General features: G+C 71.5%; 18 protein-coding genes. 13 read left to right on the forward strand and 5 right to left on the reverse strand.

The genetic code is table 11. The features are described 5' to 3' along the window. Positions 1–133 precede the first annotated feature (133 nt). Positions 134–1,675: a ricin-type beta-trefoil lectin domain protein gene (locus tag AB0E98_RS21790; RefSeq protein ID WP_361705016.1), complete on the reverse strand. Its 1,542-nt coding sequence runs from the start codon at positions 1,673–1,675 to the stop codon at positions 134–136. A 140-nt stretch (positions 1,676–1,815) separates the two neighbouring features. Between AB0E98_RS21790 and AB0E98_RS21795 the strand changes: the two genes are divergently transcribed. The 5 genes from AB0E98_RS21795 (at position 1,816) to AB0E98_RS21815 (ending at position 8,856) form a co-directional block, all read left to right on the forward strand. After that, the gene (locus AB0E98_RS21795) at positions 1,816–3,210 is read left to right on the forward strand and encodes a class II fumarate hydratase (protein ID WP_361705018.1); all 1,395 of its coding nucleotides are present in this window, start codon (positions 1,816–1,818) and stop codon (positions 3,208–3,210) included. Positions 3,211–3,301: 91 nt separating this feature from the next. Next, entirely contained in the window at positions 3,302–4,018 is a 717-nt protein-coding gene (locus AB0E98_RS21800; RefSeq protein WP_361705021.1) for a DUF402 domain-containing protein, read from the forward strand. A gap of 282 nt (positions 4,019–4,300) precedes the next feature. After that, positions 4,301–4,975, forward strand: coding sequence for a class I SAM-dependent methyltransferase (locus tag AB0E98_RS21805; protein ID WP_361705023.1), 675 nt, complete (start codon positions 4,301–4,303; stop codon positions 4,973–4,975). A 60-nt stretch (positions 4,976–5,035) separates the two neighbouring features. Next, positions 5,036–7,261 (forward strand): SpoIIE family protein phosphatase, encoded by a 2,226-nt coding sequence (locus AB0E98_RS21810; protein ID WP_361705026.1) that lies wholly within the window; start codon positions 5,036–5,038, stop codon positions 7,259–7,261. Between the two features lie 131 nt (positions 7,262–7,392). Further along, positions 7,393–8,856 carry a catalase gene (locus tag AB0E98_RS21815; protein WP_361705028.1) on the forward strand — a complete coding sequence of 488 codons (1,464 nt, stop codon included), beginning with the start codon at positions 7,393–7,395 and terminating at the stop codon, positions 8,854–8,856. A gap of 73 nt (positions 8,857–8,929) precedes the next feature. On the opposite strand, the gene AB0E98_RS21820 is transcribed toward AB0E98_RS21815, so the two are convergent. Beyond that, on the reverse strand, positions 8,930–11,203 hold the full coding sequence (locus AB0E98_RS21820; RefSeq protein WP_361705031.1) for a transglycosylase domain-containing protein: 2,274 nt from the start codon (positions 11,201–11,203) through the stop codon (positions 8,930–8,932). 230 nt (positions 11,204–11,433) lie between these two features. On the opposite strand from AB0E98_RS21820, the gene AB0E98_RS21825 reads away from it, so the two are divergent. Both AB0E98_RS21825 and AB0E98_RS21830 read left to right on the forward strand, forming a co-directional pair. Beyond that, positions 11,434–12,360 carry an SPFH domain-containing protein gene (locus AB0E98_RS21825; protein WP_361705034.1) on the forward strand — a complete coding sequence of 309 codons (927 nt, stop codon included), beginning with the start codon at positions 11,434–11,436 and terminating at the stop codon, positions 12,358–12,360. Next, on the forward strand, positions 12,357–12,593 hold the full coding sequence (locus tag AB0E98_RS21830; protein ID WP_311613906.1) for a hypothetical protein: 237 nt from the start codon (positions 12,357–12,359) through the stop codon (positions 12,591–12,593). Before AB0E98_RS21825 ends, AB0E98_RS21830 begins: the two co-directional genes overlap by 4 nt. A 21-nt stretch (positions 12,594–12,614) precedes the next feature. Here AB0E98_RS21830 and AB0E98_RS21835 read toward each other — a convergent pair whose 3' ends face one another. Beyond that, positions 12,615–12,989, reverse strand: a complete 375-nt coding sequence (locus AB0E98_RS21835) for a peptidoglycan-binding domain-containing protein (protein WP_361705036.1) — start codon at positions 12,987–12,989, stop codon at positions 12,615–12,617. A 210-nt stretch (positions 12,990–13,199) separates the two neighbouring features. On the opposite strand from AB0E98_RS21835, the gene AB0E98_RS21840 reads away from it, so the two are divergent. The 4 genes from AB0E98_RS21840 to AB0E98_RS21855 all read left to right on the forward strand — a co-directional run bounded on the left by AB0E98_RS21840 (position 13,200) and on the right by AB0E98_RS21855 (position 17,859). Further along, positions 13,200–14,165 (forward strand): winged helix-turn-helix domain-containing protein, encoded by a 966-nt coding sequence (locus AB0E98_RS21840; protein WP_361705038.1) that lies wholly within the window; start codon positions 13,200–13,202, stop codon positions 14,163–14,165. Between the two features lie 73 nt (positions 14,166–14,238). After that, complete coding sequence (locus AB0E98_RS21845) at positions 14,239–14,763, forward strand: PadR family transcriptional regulator (protein WP_361705040.1); 525 nt, start codon at positions 14,239–14,241, stop codon at positions 14,761–14,763. Then, entirely contained in the window at positions 14,760–15,455 is a 696-nt protein-coding gene (locus AB0E98_RS21850; RefSeq protein WP_361705042.1) for an ABC transporter ATP-binding protein, read from the forward strand. Before AB0E98_RS21845 ends, AB0E98_RS21850 begins: the two co-directional genes overlap by 4 nt. After that, on the forward strand, positions 15,442–17,859 hold the full coding sequence (locus AB0E98_RS21855) for an ABC transporter permease (protein WP_361705044.1): 2,418 nt from the start codon (positions 15,442–15,444) through the stop codon (positions 17,857–17,859). Before AB0E98_RS21850 ends, AB0E98_RS21855 begins: the two co-directional genes overlap by 14 nt. A gap of 80 nt (positions 17,860–17,939) precedes the next feature. Here the strand turns inward: AB0E98_RS21855 and AB0E98_RS21860 are convergent, their stop codons facing one another. Next, a complete protein-coding gene (locus AB0E98_RS21860) occupies positions 17,940–18,929 on the reverse strand; it encodes a LysR substrate-binding domain-containing protein (RefSeq protein WP_361705047.1) in 990 nt (329 codons plus the stop codon). A 135-nt stretch (positions 18,930–19,064) separates the two neighbouring features. Here AB0E98_RS21860 and AB0E98_RS21865 point away from each other — a divergent pair, with 135 nt between their 5' ends. Both AB0E98_RS21865 and AB0E98_RS21870 read left to right on the forward strand, forming a co-directional pair. Then, on the forward strand, positions 19,065–19,619 hold the full coding sequence (locus tag AB0E98_RS21865; protein WP_361705050.1) for a peroxiredoxin: 555 nt from the start codon (positions 19,065–19,067) through the stop codon (positions 19,617–19,619). An 11-nt stretch (positions 19,620–19,630) separates the two neighbouring features. Further along, positions 19,631–20,164 carry an alkyl hydroperoxide reductase gene (locus AB0E98_RS21870; protein WP_361705053.1) on the forward strand — a complete coding sequence of 178 codons (534 nt, stop codon included), beginning with the start codon at positions 19,631–19,633 and terminating at the stop codon, positions 20,162–20,164. Between the two features lie 75 nt (positions 20,165–20,239). Here AB0E98_RS21870 and AB0E98_RS21875 read toward each other — a convergent pair whose 3' ends face one another. After that, positions 20,240–21,622 carry an AI-2E family transporter gene (locus AB0E98_RS21875; RefSeq protein ID WP_361705055.1) on the reverse strand — a complete coding sequence of 461 codons (1,383 nt, stop codon included), beginning with the start codon at positions 21,620–21,622 and terminating at the stop codon, positions 20,240–20,242. Positions 21,623–21,632 lie beyond the last annotated feature (10 nt).

Genomic DNA, 21,632 nt, shown 5'->3' on the forward strand with positions numbered 1-21,632 from the left:
TCTTCCCCTCCCCGCCGCTCTTCCTATCTTTACCGCCGGTCGGGGGTTCGCGGGCCCCGCGCCCCGCGCGGTCCGGGGGTGCGAAGGGGCGCGGCCCCTTCGGAAACGGTGAAAGGGCGGGGCTGGGGCTTCTCTACGCGAAGCGCTGACTCGCCGACCCGTCACACTTCTGGAGCCGCACCGGCTCCTTCGCCCCCGCCAGGCTGAGGCACAGATCCTGCGCGGCCGCAGGCCGGTACGTCGAGCCGGACTTCGTGAACCGCTGGTTAATCCCGCCGTGGCAGTCCCACAGCACCACCGCCGTCCCGGCGGCATACGTGCCACCCGGCACGTCCACACACCGGTCATGCGTCAGCCCACTGTGCAGCGACCCCCGCTGCCCGTCGAACCACCACTGCTGGTTCCGGGCGGTGCCGGAGCAGTCCCAGCCGCCGATCTCCGTCCCGTTCGCGGAGGCCGCCCCGTACGCGTCCACGCACGTCCCCGCCGCCTCGCCGCGCAGGGGGCGGAAGGCGTCGTCCCACGCGCCCTCGCGCAGCACGGGCGACCCCGTGCTCGCCGGGTCCGCGCAGCCCGCCTCGCGCCAGCCCGAGCCGTAGAGCTGGGTGAGGCACGACGCGAAGGCCGCGTGGCCGCGGGCGTTGGGGTGGAAGGACTGCCGCACGGAGTTCTCGTTCGGGGGGAAGGGGTTCGTCAGGTCGACGTACAGCCCCCGGGCCCACGTGTTCTCCATGCACACCTCGTGCCCATGGAATAGACGCGAGTTGTCGAGGAAGATCGCGCCCGTCTCGCGCGCGGCCTTCCGCATGCCCCGTTCGAACGCGGGTACCGCCGTGTTCCGTCCCCACGCGGAGTCCGAGGTGTGGCCGACGCAGCCGCCCGCGAGCTTGCCGGGGAAGTCGGGGTTGTCCTCGATGTCGGGGCCGATGGGGCTCGGGTAGCCCATGACGACAAGCTTGTAGTCGCCGTCCGCGTAGCCCGCGTCCGTCATGACCTTGCGCAGGTCGCGGACGGTCGCCTCGACCTTGGGCACCAGGCCGTCGACGCGCGCCTGCCAGCCGGGGGCGTACTTGGGCTCGCACGGCCCCTGGAGGGTCAGATAGCGCGTGACGCAGTCGGTGATGACCGGGCCGAACTGGAGGTCGTCGTTGGCGCCGGCGACGAGCAGCACCAGCTTCACGCGCGTGTTGCGCGCCTTGACGGCGAGCGCGTCGCTCTGCACGAGCTCGTCCGCGTACTGCTTGCCGCCGCCGATGCGGATGTTGCCCGTGGTCGCGCCGGAGCACGCGACGTTGTAGGTGACGTCCGCGGGGATGCCGGTGCGGTGGATGGCGGCGTCGGGCGAGCGGTGGCACCAGTTGTCGGGGCCGTTCGTCCCTGGCTCATATGCGCCGACGCCCTCGCCGGAGATCTCGCTGTCGCCGAGGGACAGCAGCGACGATTTGCGCTGTGCGAGTGGGCGTTCGGCGGCGTCGCCGTAGAGCTTCACCGCCTCCGCGGCGCGGATCCTCTCCAGTTCGGGCGACAGAGGGGTGGTGGACGCTGCCGCGCCGCGCGACTGGGCGGCCGCCGCGGGAGCGGTGGCGGTCGTGACGGACAGTCCGCCCAGCGCCGCCGCGAAGGCGGCGAGCGCTGCGAGGGAACAGCGCAGGGTGGGTCTGCGTGTCCGGGTCATGGAGCCTCCCCGAGTTCCGTTGTTACTCGCGGTATTTAGTAGCCGCGAGCGACTTTTGGGAACACAGGGATCAGGCCAAACGCTGTGCCCAGCAGGAGTCGAACAGAAGCAGAGCAGGATCCATCAGGAGGTAAGCGGCGATGACCGACAGCGGGCAGTACCGGATCGAACACGACTCCATGGGCGAGGTGAGGGTCCCGGCGGACGCCAAGTGGCGGGCCCAGACCCAGCGCGCCGTGGAGAACTTCCCCGTCAGCGGCCAGCGCCTGGAGCGCGCGCACATCGAGGCGCTGGGCCGGATCAAGGCCGCCGCGGCGAAGGTCAACGCCGGGCTGGGCGTGATCGACAAGGAGGTGGCGGCGGCCGTCGCGGAGGCGGCGGGCGAGGTCGCCGAGGGCCGCTGGGACGACCACTTCCCCGTCGACGTCTTCCAGACCGGCTCCGGTACGTCCTCGAACATGAACGCCAACGAGGTCATCGCCACTCTCGCCACGGAGCGCCTGGGCCGTCCCGTCCACCCCAACGACCACGTCAACGCCAGCCAGTCCTCCAACGACGTCTTCCCGTCCTCCATCCACATCGCCGCGACGGCCGCCGTGACCGGCGACCTGATCCCGGCGCTGGAGCACCTCACGGCCGCCCTGGAGCGCAAGGCCGAGGAGTTCGCGGAGATCGTCAAGGCGGGCCGGACGCATCTGATGGACGCCACGCCCGTGACGCTGGGCCAGGAGTTCGGCGGCTACGCGGCCCAGGTGCGGTACGGCGTCGAGCGGCTGCGCGCCTCGCTGCCCCGGCTCGCCGAACTGCCCCTGGGCGGTACGGCCGTGGGCACCGGCATCAACACCCCGCCCGGCTTCTCCGGCGCGGTCATCGCCGAGGTGGCACGGGCGACGGGGCTGCCGCTGACGGAGGCCCGCGACCACTTCGAGGCGCAGGGCGCGCGGGACGGCCTGGTGGAGACCAGCGGTCAGCTGCGCGTGATCGCGGTGGGCCTCACCAAGATCGCCAACGATCTGCGCTGGATGGGGTCGGGCCCGCGCACCGGCCTCGCGGAGATCGCCCTGCCCGACCTCCAGCCGGGCTCCTCGATCATGCCGGGCAAGGTCAACCCGGTGGTCTGCGAGGCCGTCCTGATGGTCTCCGCGCAGGTCATGGGCAATGACGCGACCGTCGCCACGGCGGGCGCCGCCGGGAACTTCGAGCTCAACGTGATGCTCCCCGTGATGGCGAGGAACCTCCTGGAGTCCGTCCGGCTGCTCGCCAACGTCTCCCGGCTGCTCGCCGACCGCGCGGTCGACGGCATCACCGCCAATGCCGAACGGGCCCGCGAGTACGCCGAGTCCTCGCCGTCCGTCGTCACTCCGCTCAACCGGTACATCGGCTACGAGGAGGCCGCGAAGGTGGCCAAGAAGTCCCTCGCGGAGCGGAAGACGATCCGGGAGGTCGTGCTCGAATCGGGCTATGTGGACCGTGGGCTGCTGACGACGGCGCAGCTCGACGAGGCGCTCGACGTCCTGCGGATGACCCGCCCGTAGCCGCCGCGGCCCCTTCCGCCCGGCCCCCTGCCGTATACGTCTGCGGTATACGTCACGGTGCATAGGTGTCCCGGGCACCTAAGATCTGCGCATGGCAGCGGAGACCACGGACACGACGGGAACGGCGGGCACGGCGGACGGCGGCGGGAACGGCCGCTGGGCGCCAGGCGACCAGATCCTCTGGCGCTACCGAGGCAACGCCAGACCCGGTACCGAGGGCGGCATCCACATCTGCCGCCCCGTCACCGTCGTCGAGGACACCGCCGAGCTGCTCGCGGTGTGGATGGCGCCCGGCACGGACTGCGTCAAACCGCTGCTCGCCGACGGCACGCCCGTCCACCGCGAACCGCTGGCCACGCGCTACACCAAGCCGCGGACGACGGCGGTGACCCGCTGGCACGGCACGGGCGTGCTCAAGCTCGCCCGGCCCGGCGAACCCTGGTCGGTCTGGCTCTTCTGGGACCTCGACTGGCGCTTCCGGAACTGGTACGTGAATCTCGAGGAACCGCTCGCGCGCTGGGCCGGCGGCGTCGACTCCGAGGACCACTTCCTGGACATCGCCGTCTATCCCGACCGCAGTTGGGAGTGGAAGGACGAGGACGAGTTCGCCCAGGCGCGCCACGCCGGTCTGATGACGGACGATCAGGCGGGCCGGGTACGGGCCGCAGGGCACGCCGCCGTCGAGCTGATCGAGGCCTGGGGCCCGCCGTTCACCGCCGGATGGGAGCGCTGGCGGCCCGACCCGGCCTGGTCCGTGCCGGCGCTCCCCGGCGACTGGGACCGCACACCGGCGCGCGTGGGAACGTGAACCCTGGCGTGAACCAGGACTTGAACGCGGACCTGGACCCGGACCTGGACCCGGACTTGAACCCGGGCGTGAATCCCATGTGAACCGGATGTGAGCAGGATGCGAGCCGGTGGTGCGAGAGGGTGTGAATCGGGGCCCGAACCGCTTGCCGACTCCCCGCGCGGCAACCGTAGGATCGGCCTCCGCGATACTGCACTCAGCACGGCACGACACGACCCGGCACCACACGACCCGGCACAACGGACAGACAGCACAGTCACAGTCAGCAGGAGGGGCGGAGCCGTGAGCGGTGACGACCAGCGGGACTACGACGGCTTCGCCCTGTTAGGGCTGGACCGCAGCGGCCAGGCCGAGGCGTTCGACGCCATCGGCGACCGCTACGACGAGGCCTTCCCGCACAAGGAGGGCCAGCTCGCCGCCGGCGAGTGGCTGGCCGGGGCGCTGCCGCCCGGCTCCCGGATCCTGGACGTCGGCTGCGGTACGGGCCTGCCGACGGCCCGGCAACTGGTGGACGCCGGCCATGAGGTCGTCGGCGTCGACCTCTCCCCCGGCATGCTCGACCTCGCCCGCGCCAATGTGCCGGACGCGGCCTTCCGCTTGGCCGATCTCGCCGATCTGCGCGACGGCCACCTGGGCGTCTTCGACGGCGCGACCGCCTTCTTCTCCCTGCTGATGCTGCCGCGCCCGGAGATCCCGCACGCCCTGCGGATGCTCCACGGCCTCCTCAGACCCGGTGGACTGCTGGCCCTCTCGATGGTCGAGGCCGACGTCGACGACTACGCGATCCCGTTCCTCGGCAGCACGATCCGGGTATCCGGATATCTGCGGGACGAATTGCGCCAGGTCGTGCGTGACGCGGGATTCGACATCGCCGGGGAGAGCTCGCGGGCGTACGCCCCGGCGAGCACGGACGTACCACCCGAGATCCAGCTCTTCCTCGACCTGCGCCGCGCCTGACCCACGTGTACCCGCCCTCCCCCGGGCGGACGCACGGCCCCTACGGATGGAACCCCACGCGTGACGGAGCACTCCAACTCCCACGGAAGACCACGGCCCGCGCCGCGCCCCGGCGCCGACGCGCCGGGCGCGCCCGAGCACGCCCCCGGCGGCCCGGCCGCCGAGGCGACGCCGGCGGCCGGGGCCGCGGGCCCGTCGGCCGCGCCCGCGGCGGACGAGGCCCACGCCGTGGCCGAGGCCGACGACACCGCCGGCCAGCGCCCCCGTCCGGAGGCCCAGGGCCGCGTCCCCCGCCCGCGTGCAGGCGACGACGAGCCGGCCGACGAGTCCCACGGCGCCGCGGAGACGGCCGGGGGCACGGCCACCGCCGCGTCCGGTGACACGGCCGACGCCCCGGCCCCGCAGGACCCCGCGCCCGGCGCCACCGCACCCGAGACGCCCGGCGAGGGGCTCCCCGTGCGCTCCGGTCGCCGCGAGGCGGGCGACGGCGGCGACCCCCACATGCCGCCGCACGGCGGCGGCGGTGGCGGGTCCGGTCACGCCGACAACGCCCGCGAGCGGGCCGGGACGTCCGGTGGTGGGGAGCGGCTGCGGTTCGTCGGGGCCGCTACGCGGCGGATCGCACGCGGGATCGATCTGGACGAGATCGTGCTGGGCCTGTGCCGGTCGACCGTGCCGACCTTCGCCGACGCGATCCTCGTCTATCTGCGCGACCCCCTGCCCGTCGGCGACGAGCGCCCCGTGGGCCCCGTCGTGCTGCGGCTGCGCCGCACCGACCGGCTGCCCGAGTACGTCCAGGCCGGCGAAACCGCCGCCGAGGGCGACGCCGCCGTGCCCGATCCGGGGCCCGAGCTCGCCGACTCCGCCGCGGAGCGCTGCGAGGTGCGCATAGGCGGGCCGCTCGCGGAGGTGCTGCGGGGTGTCAGACCCGTCTTCGGGGACTCCTCAGCCGCGCGGGCGGCCCTGCCCGAGCTCCTCGGCGAAGGCCGGCACGTACCGGACCGGCACCGCACCATCCTGGCGCCGCTGCGCGGCCGCCGCCGGGTGATCGGCGCGGCCGTGTTCGTCCGCCGCCTGGACCGGCCCGCCTTCGAGAGCGACGACCTGCTGGTCGCCGCGCAGCTGGCGACGCACACCGCCCTCGGCGTGGACAAGGCCGTGCTCTACGGCCGCGAGGTCTACATCGCCGACGAGCTCCAGCGCACCATGCTCCCCGACTCCCTCCCCCAGCCCACCGGCGTCCGGCTCGCCAGCCGCTACCTTCCCGCCGCCGAGACCGCCCGCGTCGGCGGCGACTGGTACGACGCCATCCCGCTGCCGGGCAATCGCGTGGCCCTGGTCGTCGGCGACGTCATGGGCCACTCCATGACCTCCGCCGCGATCATGGGCCAGCTGCGCACCACCGCGCAGACCCTCGCGGGCCTGGACCTGCCGCCCCAGGAGGTGCTCCACCACCTCGACGAGCAGGCGCAGCGCCTGGGCAGCGACCGCATGGCCACCTGCCTGTACGCGGTGTACGACCCGGTCGCCCACCGCATCGTGATCGCCAACGCGGGCCATCCGCCGCCGGTGCTGCTGCACCGGGGCGGCCGGGCCGAGGTGCTGCGCGTCCCGCCGGGCGCGCCGATCGGCGTGGGCGGCGTGGACTTCGAGGCCGTGGAGCTGGACGCGCCCGCCGGGGCGACCCTGCTGCTGTACACGGACGGCCTGGTGGAGTCCCGGATACGGGACGTGTGGACCGGCATAGAGCAGCTCCGCGAGCGGCTGATCGACACGGCCCGGCTGACCGGCCCCAATCCGCCGCCGCTGGAGCCGCTGTGCGACGAGGTGCTGGGCATGCTCGGGCCGGGCGACCGGGACGACGACATCGCCCTGCTCGCGGCCCGTTTCGAGGGCATCGCGCCCAGTGACGTCGCGTACTGGTTCCTCGACCCGCGCCCCCAGACGCCCCGCCAGGCGCGCCGGCTGGCCCGCCGGGCGCTGACCCGCTGGGGGCTGGAGGAGCTGGCGGACGGGGTGGAGCTGCTGGTCAGCGAGGTGATCACCAATGCCGTGCGGTACGCCGAGCGCCCGATAACGCTGCGGCTGCTCCGTACGGACGTCCTGCGCTGCGAGGTGGGCGACGATGTGCCCCAGCTGCCCAGGCTGCGCCAGGCCCGGCCCTCGGACGAGGGCGGCCGGGGGTTGTACCTGGTGAACAAGATGGCCCGGCGGTGGGGCGCCACGCGGCTGAGCACCGGAAAGGTGGTGTGGTTCGAGCTGCCGCTGCCCGCGCAGGGGCGCTGACGCGGACGGGGTGGGATTCTGGACAGTGTCCAGGCCGCGGTTGCCGACACCTTGTCGGCGCGGTTGACTGGCTCGGGTGGAGGGCGGTTCCCCGCGCGCCCTCACCGGTCCCCGTTCCGGGAGGCGTCCCAATGACCGACTCGGCGCAGAACACCCCGTACACCACGAACAACGCCGGCATCCCGGTGGAGAGCGACGAGCACTCGCTCACTATCGGTGACACCGGCCCCATCCTGCTCCAGGACCACTATCTGATCGAGAAGATGGCCCAGTTCAACCGGGAACGGGTCCCCGAGCGGGTGGTCCATGCCAAGGGCGGCGGCGCCTACGGCCACTTCCAGGTGACCAATGACGTCACCCAGTTCACCAAGGCCGATCTCTTCCAGCCCGGCCGGCGGACGGAGATGCTGGCCCGCTTCTCGACCGTGGCCGGTGAGCAGGGCTCCCCGGACACCTGGCGGGACCCCCGCGGCTTCGCCCTCAAGTTCTATACGGAACACGGCAATTACGATCTGGTCGGCAACAACACCCCGGTCTTCTTCGTCCGCGACCCGCAGAAGTTCCAGGACTTCATCCGCTCCCAGAAGCGCCGCCCCGACAACGGCCTGCGCGACAACGACATGCAGTGGGACTTCTGGACGCTCTCACCGGAGTCGGCCCACATGGTCACCTGGCTGATGGGCGACCGGGGCATCCCGAAGACCTGGCGGCACATGAACGGGTACAGCTCGCACACGTTCATGTGGGTCAACGGCGGCGGCGAGAAGTTCTGGATCAAGTACCACATCAAGACCGACCAGGGCATCGACTTCCTCACCCAGGCGGAGGCCGACGAGCTGGCGGGCTCGGACGCCGACAAGCACCGCCGGGATCTGCACGAGGCCATCGCGGGCGGAAACGCCCCCTCCTGGACCATGTACGTGCAGGTGATGCCGTTCGGTGACGCGCCGGACTACCGCTTCAACCCCTTCGACCTCACCAAGGTGTGGCCACACGGCGACTACCCGCTGATCGAGGTCGGGCGGATGACGCTCGACCGGAACCCGGACGATTTCTTCGTCCACATCGAGCAGGCCGCCTTCGAGCCGTCCAACCTGGTGCCCGGCATCGGCCCGTCGCCCGACAAGATGCTGCTGGGCCGGCTCTTCTCCTACCCGGACACCCACCGCTACCGGATCGGCCCGAACTACGCCCAGCTGCCGCCCAACCGGCCCCGCTCGACCGTGAACTCGTACGCCAAGGACGGCCCCATGCGCTACGAGCCCGCGAACGCGGCCCGCCCGTACGCGCCCAACTCCTACGGCGGCCCGGACGCCGACACCTCCCGCTTCGGTGAGATCGCCGGCTGGGCGGCCTCGGGCGAGATGGTCCGCGAGGCGTACGAGCTCCACTCCGAGGACGACGACTGGGGCCAGGCGGGCACGATGGTCCGCAAGGTCCTCGACGACGCCGCCCGCGAGCGGCTGGCCTCGAACGTCGTCGGCCATCTGAAGGCGGGCGTGAGCCGCCCCGTCCTGGACCGGGCGCTCCAGTACTGGCGCAACATCGACAAGAACCTCGGCGACACCATCGCCACCAGGGTCAACGGGACCTGACCGCTCCCTCACCGGCTCTGCCGGAAAACGGAACCGGCCGCCCTTCCCCACGGGGAAGGGCGGCCGGTTCGGGTCACGGCAGCTGTTGCTGACTGCCCCCGTTGGGGCGGACGTTGCCGTCCGGCTTGGTCGTGTTGGTCGCGGTGGGCGTGTCACCCGTGCTCGTCGGCGGGACCGGCGGGGTGGGCGGCGTGTGCTTGCCCGGCGAGGACGGGTCCTTCGACGGAGTCTGCTTGCCCGGCGAGGACGGGTCCTTCGACGGGGTCTGCTTGCCCGAGGCCGTCGGCGTCGGGGTGACCTTGCCCTGGGTGGGCGTACCGGTCGGGGTACGCGGCGGGGGCGCCGGTGCGTAGCCGTCCTCGGTCTCCAGGTCGAACTTCGCCTCGTCGTCGTCACCGAAGACGGCGGAGTTGTACGCGGACCAGATCTTCGCCGGGTACGTACCACCGTTCACACGACCGCCGCCACCGGTGCCCTGAAGGGTCACCTGCTTGCCGCCCTGCGCCTCACCGAAGAGACCGACGGTCGTGACGAGATCGGGGGTGTAGCCCGCGAACCAGGCCGACTTGTTGTCGTCGGACGTGCCGGTCTTGCCCGCCACCTGGTAGGTGCCGCTGGCCACGACCTTGGCCGTACCGTCGTTGACCACCTGGGTCATCACCGAGGTCAGGCCGTCGGCGGTGTTGCGGGAGACGACGCGGTCGCCGACGGCGTGGGGCAGCGAGAAGTCCTGGCCGCCCTGGGTAGCCGACTTGATGACGCTCGGCGTGACCTTCTTGCCGTGGTTGTTGAGCGTGGAGTAGACGCCCGCCATCTCCATCGGGCTCGCGCCCATGGCGCCGAGCGCCATGGCCGGGGTCTCCTGGAAGTCGCCCTTCATGCCGAGCTCGGTGGCGGTCTTCTTGACCTTGTCCATGCCGACGTCGACGACCATCTGCGCGAAGACGGAGTTGACCGAGTCGTTCATCGCCTGCTGGACGGTGATCGGACCGTAGCTCTGCTGATCCTCGTTCTCCGGCGCGTAGCCGCCACCGCCCGGGCCGACGACCGGCCGCTGGTTGGTGCCGTCGTAGATCGCGCCCGGCGTGACCGGGCGCTTGTCCTGCGTCTTGGACTCGTTCTGGAGGGCGGAGGCCAGGATGATCGGCTTGAACGTCGACGCGGGCTGGTAGTCGGCGCGGGTCGCGTTGCTGACCTGGTGCTGGACGAAGTCCTGGCCGCCGTAGAGCGCCACGACCTTGCCGGTCTTGGGGTCCACGGAGACCGCGCCGGCCTGGACGTGGCCGTCGACCTCACGGGACTTGGGGTCCAGGTCGTCGATCAACTGGTCCTTGACGGCCTTCTCCAGGGCCTTCTGCTTCTTGGAGTCGATGCTCAGCGTGATGGTCCAGCCGCCCGCCGCGAACTCGCTCTCCTTGCGGCCCTGGGCCGCAAGGTCGCGGATGATCTCGCGCTTGGCCGCCTCGACCAGGTAGCCGTTCTGGCCCGAGAGGCCGAGGGCCGCCTTGGGCTTGCCGGGCTCCTTGAACGTCATGCGCTGACGCTCGTCGGCCGGGAGCCACTTCTGCTCGACCATCTTGTCGAGGACGTAGCCCCAGCGGGCCTTGGCGTTCGTCTTGCCGGCCTCGGTGGCGGTGGCCCAGTCGTACTGGCTCGGCGCCTGGAGCAGGGCGGCCAGGTAGGCGCCCTCCTCCAGGGTGACCTTGTCGATGTCCTTGTTGTAGTACGCCCGTGCCGCGGCCTGGATGCCGTAGGCGCCCCGGCCGTAGTAGCTGGTGTTGAGGTAGCCCTCGAGGATCTCGTCCTTGGACTTCTCGTCCTGGACCTTCAGCGAGATGATCAGCTCCTTCACCTTGCGGGTGACGGTCTGACGCTGGTCCAGGTAGTAGTTCTTGACGTACTGCTGGGTGATCGTCGAACCACCCTGCGTACCACGGCCCATGACCGTGTTGAGGATGCCTCGCGCGGTGCCCCTCAGGTCAACGCCGGGGTCGTTGTAGAAGTTCTTGTTCTCCGCGGCGACCACCGCGCGCCGAACAGGCTCGGGAATCTTCGACAGCGGGACTTCCTCGCGGTTGACCTCGCCGATGCGGGCGATGGTCTTGCCGTCGCTGGTCTTGTAGATGTTGCTCTGCAACTTGGCTGCCGAGTTGCCCTTCGGCACATCCACATAGAGGTAGAGCGCGTAGAACGTGCCCGCCCCGAGAGCGATGACGGCCACGAAGTAGGCCAGCAGCATCTTCCATGTGAAGAACCGGCGTATGCCGCTCTTCTTCCCGGCCTTGCCGCCGCCCCGCTCAGGGCGGCCGCCCTTCTTCTGCGCCCGTCGCGCGTCCGCTCGGCCCATCTCTCCCGTAGCTCCAGTCCGTCCGCCCCCAACCCAGCTCACGAAGCTAACACCGCAACTGCCATCAAACGCCCATCGATCACGGCAATAACGGACGTGACATACAGCACCCCGGCTGGCGGGAACCGGGTACGGAGTTGCGCGGAAAACCGTACAAGGCCTTAATGTGCTATCACTTTGATAGGGCCGCACATCCGGGCCCGCGACCGACCGAACCAGGGGGGACCCTCATGTCCGAAGCCACCGCCGCCGCGACCTCCCGACCACGCATCCATGAGCACCCGGCCGCCGACATAGGCGGCGGCACGGCCCTGACGCTGGGCCTCGTGGGCCTGCTCGCCGGTGTGGGCACGGTCGCGGCCGGCGCCGTCACCAGCTCGCACGTCGCGACCGGGGTGACGGCCGCGCTGGTCGCCGGCGGCATCCTGATCGGCCTGGCCTCGCTCGTCGCGATGTCCGGGCTGTGCACCGTCGCCCCGGGCCAGGCCCAGGTCGTCCAGCTCTTCGGCCGCTACCGGGGCACCATCCGCACCGAGGGCCTGCGCTGGGTCAACCCGTTCACCAGCCGCGAGAAGCTCTCCACCCGGGTCCGCAACCACGAGACCGCCGTACTGAAGGTCAACGACGCCTACGGCAACCCCATCGAGCTGGCCGCCGTCGTCGTCTGGCGGGTCGAGGACACCGCGCAGGCGATGTTCGAGGTGGAGGACTTCCAGGAGTTCGTCGCCACCCAGACCGAGGCGGCCGTGCGCCACATCGCCATCGAGTACCCCTACGACGCCCACGACGAGGACGCCCTCTCCCTGCGCGGCAACGCCGAGGAGATCACCGAGAAGCTGGCCGAGGAGCTCCACGAGCGCGTCGAGGCGGCCGGCGTGCGCATCATCGAGTCGCGCTTCACCCACCTCGCCTACGCCCCGGAGATCGCCTCGGCGATGCTCCAGCGCCAGCAGGCGGGCGCGGTCGTGGCGGCGCGCAAGATGATCGTCGAGGGCGCGGTGGGCATGGTCGAGATGGCGCTGGAGCGCATCACCGAGCAGGACATCGTGGCACTGGACGACGAGCGGAAGGCGGCCATGGTGAGCAATCTGATGGTGGTGCTGTGCGGTGACCGGGCCGCCCAGCCCGTACTGAACACCGGCACCCTCTACCAGTGACGGAGGAGTCGGAGCCGGACCGGCCCGCGCGACGGCCGCAGCAGCGCAAGCAGGTGCTGCTGCGGCTCGACCCGTCGGTCCACGACGCGCTGGCCCGCTGGGCGGGCGAGGAGCTGCGCAGCGCCAACGCCCAGATCGAGTTCCTGCTGCGCAAGGCACTCGCGGACGCGGGCCGGCTGCCCAGGGACGTGGGCGTGATCCGCAAGCGGGGGCGTCCGCCGAAGACGGAGTAGGAGAAGCCGGAGCGGTAGCGGTCAGCAGCCGTCGACCTTCAGGACGTGCCAGGTCTTGGGGCCGACGATGCCGTCGACCGAGAGCCCGCAGTACTTGCTCTGGAAGGAGCGGACAGCCGCTTCGGTGGCCGGGCCGAAATCACCGTCCACGCCCGAGCTGCCGAGGCTCTCTCCCCAATATCTGAGCAGACACTGGGCCTCCCTCACCGCCGCGCCCTTGGAACCGCGGGAGATCTGCGGCTCGGAGTCGGTGTAATCGCAGCCGTAGGGCCCCGGTACGACCGTGGTGACCGTCGTTCCGGCCGGTACCGCCTGTGCCGACGCCGCTGTGAGACCCGTGCTCGCGAACGTCGCCGCAGTGAGGGCGACCGCCGCCGCCAGTGAGCGAATCCTCATGTTCACCCTTCTCTCCGTCCCGGGCGAAAGCTGGCCGGGAGATTCCCTTCCCGGCCGGCTCACCGCCCCCGATACTCGGCACGCTCCATCTGCCATGTCGTGACGCACATCCTGGGGCGGCGCGGGGGCGGACTCCATCGTTTCAGCGGTGGCTGAACCGTTCCGCCCGCCGCCCCCGGTCCGGGAAGAGCCGGAAAGAGCGGGGGAGCCGTGCTGCGCGTCCATTTCACGACGGAGGACCTGTTGCGGGTCCGGATCGCCGAGCGCCCGGAACCGCTGCTCGAAATGGTGCTGGCCCTGGAGATGCTGGGGCGCGCGGACATCCCGCCGGCCCTGGCCGGGTGGCAGCGGCGGCTTCGCCGTACGCTCCCGCCGGCGGCGCGGCCGCTGCTCCAGCTGGTGTCGCCGACGGGCGCCGGGCCGCAGTTCCTCGACCCGCCCGCGCCGGGGCTCGACGCCGGGCTGGACACGATCATGGCGACGCCCCGCGCGTACGTCCGCCACGAGCTGCGCCGGGTGTGCGGCATCGACCGGCCCGTCACCGCGTGGACGCGCGACCTCGCCGACCTCGAACGGGACGCGTGGCAGGTCCTCGCCCGGAGCGTCCGGGCCGCGTACGGCGCCGTCATCGACACGTCCTGGCACACCGTCCGGGCCGGTTTCCACGCGGAGACCACCTGGCGTTCCCGTCAGCTGGCGCGGCACGGCCTGCTGCCGACGCTGACCGGGCTGGCCCCCGGGATCACCTGGCGCGGGACGACCCTGGAGGTGGCCTCGGACCGGGAGCTCGGCATACGGCTCACCGGCCGGGGCCTGGAGCTGCGGCCGTCGTTCTTCTGGGCGGGCCCGCCGCTGTTCACCGACCGTCCCGGCGAGCCGGTGACGCTGATCTATCCGGCGCCCACTTTGCTGCCCCTGCTGGAGCCGCCGGGCCCCGATCCGCTGACTCCCCTGCTGGGCCGGACCCGCGCGGACGTCCTGCGCCGTCTCGTCCAGCGGCACTCGACGACGACCCTGGCCGACGGGCTGGGCATCAGCGTCGCGTCCGCCTCCATGCACGCGAAGGCGCTCCGGGAGGCCGGGCTCGTCGTCACCCGGCGGGAGGGGAAGACCGCCTGGCACCAGTGCTCCGGCCTGGGGCTCGATCTGCTCGGCGACCGGCCCGCGACCGTCTGACCAGCGCACCCGCCCGGCAGCCCAGCATCGGGACTATACACACCATGTATACACACAGTGTAGAGTCGCTCGTATGTCCATCGCGCACACCCTTCTCGGCCTCCTGGAGGCCGGCCCCCGCCATGGCTACGACCTCAAGCGCGCCTTCGACGAGCGCTTCGGCCACGACCGCCCCCTGCACTACGGACAGGTCTACTCGACCATGTCGCGGCTGCTGAAGAACGGGCTCGTCGAGGTCGACGGAGTCGAGGCCGGCGGCGGCCCCGAACGCAAGCGGTACGCCATCACCGACGCCGGCGTCACGGACGTCGAGCAGTGGCTCGGCCGACCGGAGAAGCCCGAGCCGTACCTTCAGTCGACGCTCTACACCAAGGTCGTCCTCGCCCTGCTGACCGGCCGCGCAGCGGACGCCCTCCTCGACGCCCAGCGCGCCGAGCACCTGCGGCTGATGCGCGACCTGACCCGGCGCAAGAGCTCCGGCGACCTCGCCGACCAGCTGATCTGCGACCACGCGCTGTTCCACCTGGAGGCGGACCTGCGCTGGCTGGAGCTGACGGCCGCCCGGCTCGACCGGCTCTCGAAGGAGGTACAGGCATGACCCCCGCCGGCTCTCTCCTCGCCGCCTCGGGCCTGCGCAAGGCGTACGGGCTGACGACCGCGCTCGACGGCGCGGACTTCTCCATCCACCCCGGCGAGGTCGTGGCCGTCATGGGCCCCTCCGGCTCCGGCAAGTCCACGCTCCTGCACTGCCTCGCCGGCATCCTCCGCCCCGACGCGGGCACCGTCCACTACGACGGCCGCGACCTGTCCGCCATGTCGGACGCCGAGCGCAGCGCCCTGCGCCGCAGCGAGTTCGGCTTCGTCTTCCAGTTCGGCCAGCTCGTGCCCGAGCTCACCTGCCTGGAGAACGCCGCCCTGCCGCTGCGCCTGACCGGCACCAAGCGCAAGGAGGCCGAGGCCACCGCCCTGCGCCGGCTGGAACACCTGGAGGTCGCCGACATCCGGCACCACCGGCCCGGCCAGATATCCGGCGGCCAGCAGCAGCGCGTCGCCGTTGCCCGTTCCCTGGTCACCACCCCCCGGGTGATCTTCGCCGACGAGCCCACCGGCGCCCTCGACTCCCTCAACGGCGAGCGCGTCCTGGAACTGCTGACGCAGGCCGCGCGCGACACCCGCGCCGCCGTCGTCCTCGTCACCCACGAGGCACGCGTCGCCGCCTACTCCGACCGCGAGGTCGTCGTCCGCGACGGCCGGGCACGCGACATGGCGGGTGTCCATGGCGCCGCCTGAGCCCACGGCGCGGCCCGGCTCCCCGGAGCCCGGCCGCCCCCGCCCCACCGGCCCGACGGGCCTGGCCGCCTGGGCCCGCGACCTGGCCATGGGCGCCCGGTTCGCCGTCACCGGAGGCCGCGAGAGCCTGCTGCGCACCGCGCTCGTCGCCATCGGCGTCGGCCTCGGCGTGGCCCTGCTGGCGATCGCCGCGTCGGTGCCGCACCTGTCCACGGCACGAGAGCACCGCGAGAACGCGCGCTCCGTGAACGACCAGCCCGGCAACGGCCGGAGCATCGAGGCGAGCGACCGCACCCTGCTCTACCAGGCGGTCACCTCCGACTTCCACGACAAGCCCGTGGAAGGGGCGCTGCTGCGGCCCGAGGGCCCCCGCGCGCCGCTCCCGCCGGGCGTACGGGCCCTGCCCGCCCCCGGCGAGATGGTGGTCTCCCCCGCGCTGGACGACCTGCTGCGCTCCGCCGACGGCAAGCTGCTGCGCGAGCGGTTCCCCTACCGCGTCGCGGGCGTCATCGGCGACCAGGGCGTCATGGGCCCCGACGAGCTCTTCTACTACGCGGGCAGCGACCGGATCCGGCTGGACGCACCCCACGGGCCCGGTATCCACGACGCCCCCGTGCGGATCGAACGGTTCGGCCACGAGGAGGGCGGCGACCCGGTCAGCCCGGTGCTCGTGGTCCTGATGAACATGACGTGCGTGGTGCTGCTGCTGCCCATCGGCATCTTCATCGCCACGGCCGTCCGCGCCGGCGGCGAGCGCCGCGACAGGCGGCTGGCCGCGCTGCGGCTCGTGGGCACCGACATCCGCGCCACTCGGCGGATCGCGTCCGGCGAGGCGCTGTGCGGCGCCCTGCTGGGCCTGGTCGTCGGCGCCGCCGTGTTCCTCGTCCTCCGTGACTTCGCCTCCGGCATCACGATCCGGGACGTCGCCGTCTCTCCGGCCGACCTGGTGCCGTCCCCCGCCCTGGCCGCGCTGATCGCGGTCGCGGTGCCGGCCGTCGCCGTGATCGTCACCCTGATCACGCTGCGCCGCGTCACCATCGAACCGCTGGGCGTCATGCGCCACACCGCGCCCCGGCGCCGCCGCCTCTGGTGGCGCCTGCTGATCCCGGCGGCGGGCCTGGCCCTGCTGTTCCCGCTCCTCGGCGGCGTGACGATGGACCCGTACGGGGGCGATCTCGACACCTACCAGGTGGCCGGTGGCGGCATCCTCGTACTGACCGGCATCGCGGCCCTGCTGCCCTGGCTGCTGGAGGCCTGTGTGGCCCGACTCCGGGGCGGCCCGGTCTCCTGGCAACTGGCCACCCGGCGCATCGAGTCGAACCCCGGCCCGGCCGCCCGCGCGGTCGGCGGCATCACCGTGGCCATGGCCGGAGCCATCGCCATCCAGATGCTCTTCGCGGGAGTCCAGGGCGAGTTCGTGGAAGACCTGCCGAGGCACTCCCAGATGATGGGCGTCTACCGGGGGAGCACAGCGGCCGAGGCACGGAGCTACACCAACGGCTTCCGCGCCACCCCGGGCGTCCGGGACGCGCTCGTCACGGTGGAGCAGTTCGCGCTCAAGGCCAAGGGCGAGCGCGGCGGCGTCACGGGGGTCACCGTCGGCGACTGCGACACCCTGCGCAGGCTGGCCAGGCTGGAATCCTGCCGGGACGGCGACGTGTTCATCGCGGACGAGCCCGGCCGTTCCGCCGAACTCCTGCCCGGAATGGCGCTGTCCATGGGGGACCTGCCCTACAAGCGCGACGGCCGCAAGCCCCGGACGTACGACTGGAGGATCCCCGCTTCCGCCCGGACCGTCCGGGCGGTCGAGGACCCGCTGGGCCGCTACCACCGCGGCGTGCTGGCCACGCCGTCGACCATCGACGTCGCGGCCCTGCCCGACCCCACGACCGACGTGGCGATCCAGCTCGAACCGGGGAACCTCGACGCCGTCGAACGCGTCCGCAACACGGCAGCCGCCATCGACCCGTTGATGCGCGTCTACCGCATGGGTGGCGTGCGGAAGGAATCCAACTACGCCATGATCCAGCAGGCCTTGCTCGTCGGCACCGGCCTCCTGCTGGCGCTGATCGGCGCGGGTCTCACGGCGACGACCCTGGAGCAACTGCGCGAGCGCAAACGCCTGATGTCCACGCTCGCGGCCCTGGGCGCACGGCGTACGTCCGTCGTCGGCTCGGTGCTGTGGCAGACCGCGATCCCCGTGGTCCTGGGCACGACCCTCGCGGTGGCGGGCGGTCTCGGCCTGGGCTGGGTGATGCTCCAGGTGGTCAACGGCACGGTCCGCGACTGGCTCGGCTTCCTGCCGGTGGTGGGAGTGGGCGCAGGCATGATCGCCCTGGTGACGGCCCTGTCGCTCCCGGCGGCACACCGGATGACCCGCCCGAACGGCTTGCGGACGGAGTGAAAGAGGGGGTGTGGGCAATCGTTCCGCAGGGCGGAACGGGTGGGCACACCCCCCACCGGCCCGCACCGGGCCCGCAAACCTCAGCCGCAGACAACCCGCACAGGCAGCTTCGCAAGCTCCTTCCGCAACGCATCCGCGAACACCTCGAACTCCCCCTGCCGCGCAGCACCGACTCGCATCGCCAACGCGATCCGCCGCGAAGGCGCCGGTTCGGCGAAGTACCCCGTGGCGAGCCGATCACTCCGCCCCGTCTCGACCCGCAGAGCCGTCCGCGGCAACAGCGTGACCCCGAGCCCACCCCCCACCAGCTGAACCAGAGTGGAGAGCCCCGCCGCACTCGTGGTCGTCTGCGCCCCCTCCGTACGGCCGGCCTCGTGGCAGACGTCCAGCGCCTGGTCGCGCAGGCAGTGCCCCTCGTCGAGCAGCAGCAGATCGAGCTCGCGCAGCGCCTCCCGGGGGATGTCGTGCCGCCCGGCCAGCCAGTGGTCGCAGGGGGTGACGAGGACGAAGTCCTCGTCGAAGAGCGGAATCTCGCTCACCCCGGGCACCCCCAGCGGCACGGCGAGCAGCAGCAGATCGAGCCGGCCCTGGGTGAGCCCGTCCAGCAGCGAGGAGGTCTGCTCCTCGTGGACCTGGAGGTCGAGGTCGGGGTAGGAGTCGTGCACGAGCCGCAGCACGATCGGCAGCAGATACGGCGCGACGGTGGGGATGACCCCGAGCCGCAGCACGCCCGTGAAGGGCGCCCGCGCGGCGTCGGCCTCCTCCATCAGCGAGCCGACGGCGTCGAGGACCGTACGGGCCCGGGCGGCCAGCCGCTCACCCGCCGGGCTGAGGAGCACTTTTCTCGTCGTACGCTCGAGAAGCTGAATGTCGAGCGTCTCCTCCAGGGCCGAGACGGCGCTGGAGAGCGCGGGCTGGCTCATGCCGATGGCCGTGGCGGCATCGCGGAAGTGCAGATGCTCCGCGACGGCCACGAAGGCACGCAGCTGCGCCAGGCTGGGCTGGCGGGGACGTGCCGAAGCGGCTCCGGGCACCCGCTCCGGCCTCCCCTGGGTTATGGACGACGACATCACTGATAACCACCTCCGATCAACATCACCCAGTCTAGCTATTTCCGCTATCAATGCCTCCTGTGGCACTGTGGTTCCTGTCCAACCCGCAGGAAACCCCACGAACGGGGAGTTTCCTCGTTGCAAGGAGAGCGCGTGCTCACTGTCGGTGACAAGTTCCCCGAGTTCGACCTGACCGCCTGTGTGGACCTCGACGCGGACAAGGCCTTCGCGCAGATCGACCACAAGACCTACGAGGGCAAGTGGAAGGTCGTCTTCTTCTGGCCGAAGGACTTCACCTTCGTCTGCCCGACCGAGATCGCCGCGTTCGGCCAGCTGAACGACGAGTTCGCCGACCGTGACGCCCAGATCCTCGGCGTCTCCGGCGACTCCGAGTTCGTGCACCACGCCTGGCGCAAGGACCACAAGGACCTCCGCGACCTGCCCTTCCCGATGCTGGCCGACGCCAAGCACGAGCTGATGCAGGCCTGCGGCGTCGAGGGCGAGGACGGCTACGCCCAGCGCGCCGTCTTCATCGTGGACCCGAACAACGAGATCCAGTTCGTCATGGTGACCGCCGGTTCCGTCGGCCGTAACCCCAAGGAGGTCCTGCGGGTCCTCGACGCTCTCCAGACGGACGAGCTGTGCCCCTGCAACTGGTCCAAGGGCGAGGACACCCTCGACGCCGTCAAGCTCCTCTCGGGCGAGTGAGCTGATCTCCCATGGCCCTCGATGAGCTGAAGTCCGCGATACCGGACTACGCCAAGGACCTGAAGCTGAACCTCGGCTCGGTCATCGGCAACTCCGACCTGCCGCAGCAGCAGCTGTGGGGCACGGTCCTCTCCTGCGCGATCGCGACCCGCTCGCCGATCGTCCTGCGCGAGCTGGAGCCCCAGGCCAAGGAGAACCTCTCCCCGGAGGCGTACACCGCCGCCAAGTCCGCTGCCGCGATCATGGCGATGAACAACGTCTACTACCGCACCCGGCACCTGCTGTCGGACCCGGAGTACGGCAACCTGCGTGCGGGTCTGCGGATGAACGTCATCGGCAACCCGGGCGTGGAGAAGGTCGACTTCGAGCTGTGGTCCCTGGCCGTCTCCGCCATCAACGGCTGCGGTATGTGCCTCGACTCCCACGAGCAGGTGCTGCGCAAGGCCGGTGTGAGCCGTGAGGTGATCCAGGAAGCCTTCAAGATCGCCTCCGTCCTCCAGGCCGTCGGTGCCACGCTGGACGCCGAGGCCGTGCTGAACGGCTGAGCCTTCCCTTCACGAGAACGGGCCCCCGACCAACCGGTCGGGGGCCCGTTCTCGTCTTGCGACACGTCGTGCGCGTCAGGAGGAGACCTCCGGCGGCGACTCGTCCTTCGCGTACGCCCGTAGATACCCGACGACCGTATTGGTCACCGCCACCAGCGGCACCGCGACGACCGCGCCGCCGATGCCCGCGGTCATCGAGCCCGCGGCGACGGCGAGGACCACGGCCAGCGGGTGGACGCGCACGGCGCGGCCGAGGATGAAGGGCTGGAGCACATGGCCCTCGATCTGCTGCACCGCGAGCACCACGACGAGCACCATCGCCGCCGTGAAGACGTCCCGGGTGACCAGCGCCACGACGACCGCCAGGGCGCCGGAGACCACCGCGCCGACCAGCGGGATGAAGGCGAACAGGAAGATGAAGACGGCCAGCGGCACATACATGGGCACCTTGAGGAAGTAGAGCCCTGTGCCGATGAAGATCGCGTCGATCAGGGCCACTATCACCGTGCCGCGCACATAGGCCGTCAGCGTCGCCCAGGCCCGGGGGCCCGCGCCCGCGACGCCCTCGCGGGCGGCCTCGGGCACCAGCTTGAGCAGCCACTGCCAGATGCGGGGGCCGTCGTACAGCAGGAAGAGCGTGCTGAACATCGCGAGCAGGATGCCCGTGAGCACCTCGATGATGACCTGGACACCCTCTATACCGGCCGAGGTGATGTCCTTGGTACTGGTGCCGATGGCCTCGCTGAGTTTGTCGGCGATGTTGTTGATCTGGCTCTGGGTGACATGGAACGGGCTGTTGAGCAGCCAGCGTTTGAGCTCGGTGATGCCGTGCTGCACCTGCTTGGACAGGTCGTCGAGGTTCTCCGTCACCTGCCAGACCACGAACCAGCCGACCAGGCCCATGATGACGAAGCCGGACAGGAAGGTCAGGGCCGTGGCGAGCCCGCGCGGCACTCCGCGCCGCTTGAGCAGGACCACGATGGGCTGGAGCAGAGCCGTGATCAGCAGTCCGGCGACGAAGGCCAGCACCACCAGCCGCACCGCGCTGATCACCCGCATCAGCACCCAGAGCGTGCCGGCCAGCACCAGCAGCCGCCAGCCGACCTCGGCGGCGACCCGTACGCCCCAGGGAACGGCGGCGACGGGATCGGGCCGCGCGCCGGGCGCGGCCTGGGCGACCGGGACGGACGGCGGCACGGACCCGGCACCGGCCCCCGAGGGCGGTGCCGGCTCGGGCGCGGCGGCACCGGGCCCGGCGGCCGCCGTGGCGACGGGCGCCGTGGCGACGGGCGCGGAGACGGACGTGGGCGCGGGCGTGGTGACGGGCTCCGGTGCGGCACCCGGCGTCGGGCCGGCCGCAGGCCGCGCCTCGGCGTTCGCCCTGCGGGCCTCAAGCCGCTCGCCGAGCCGCACCAGACCGGAGCCCAGCCCACCCAGCACTTGTGGCAATCTGGACATTCTTCTTCCT

This window comes from Streptomyces sp. NPDC037389 (assembly GCF_040636475.1).
Taxonomy (GTDB): domain Bacteria; phylum Actinomycetota; class Actinomycetes; order Streptomycetales; family Streptomycetaceae; genus Streptomyces; species Streptomyces hesseae.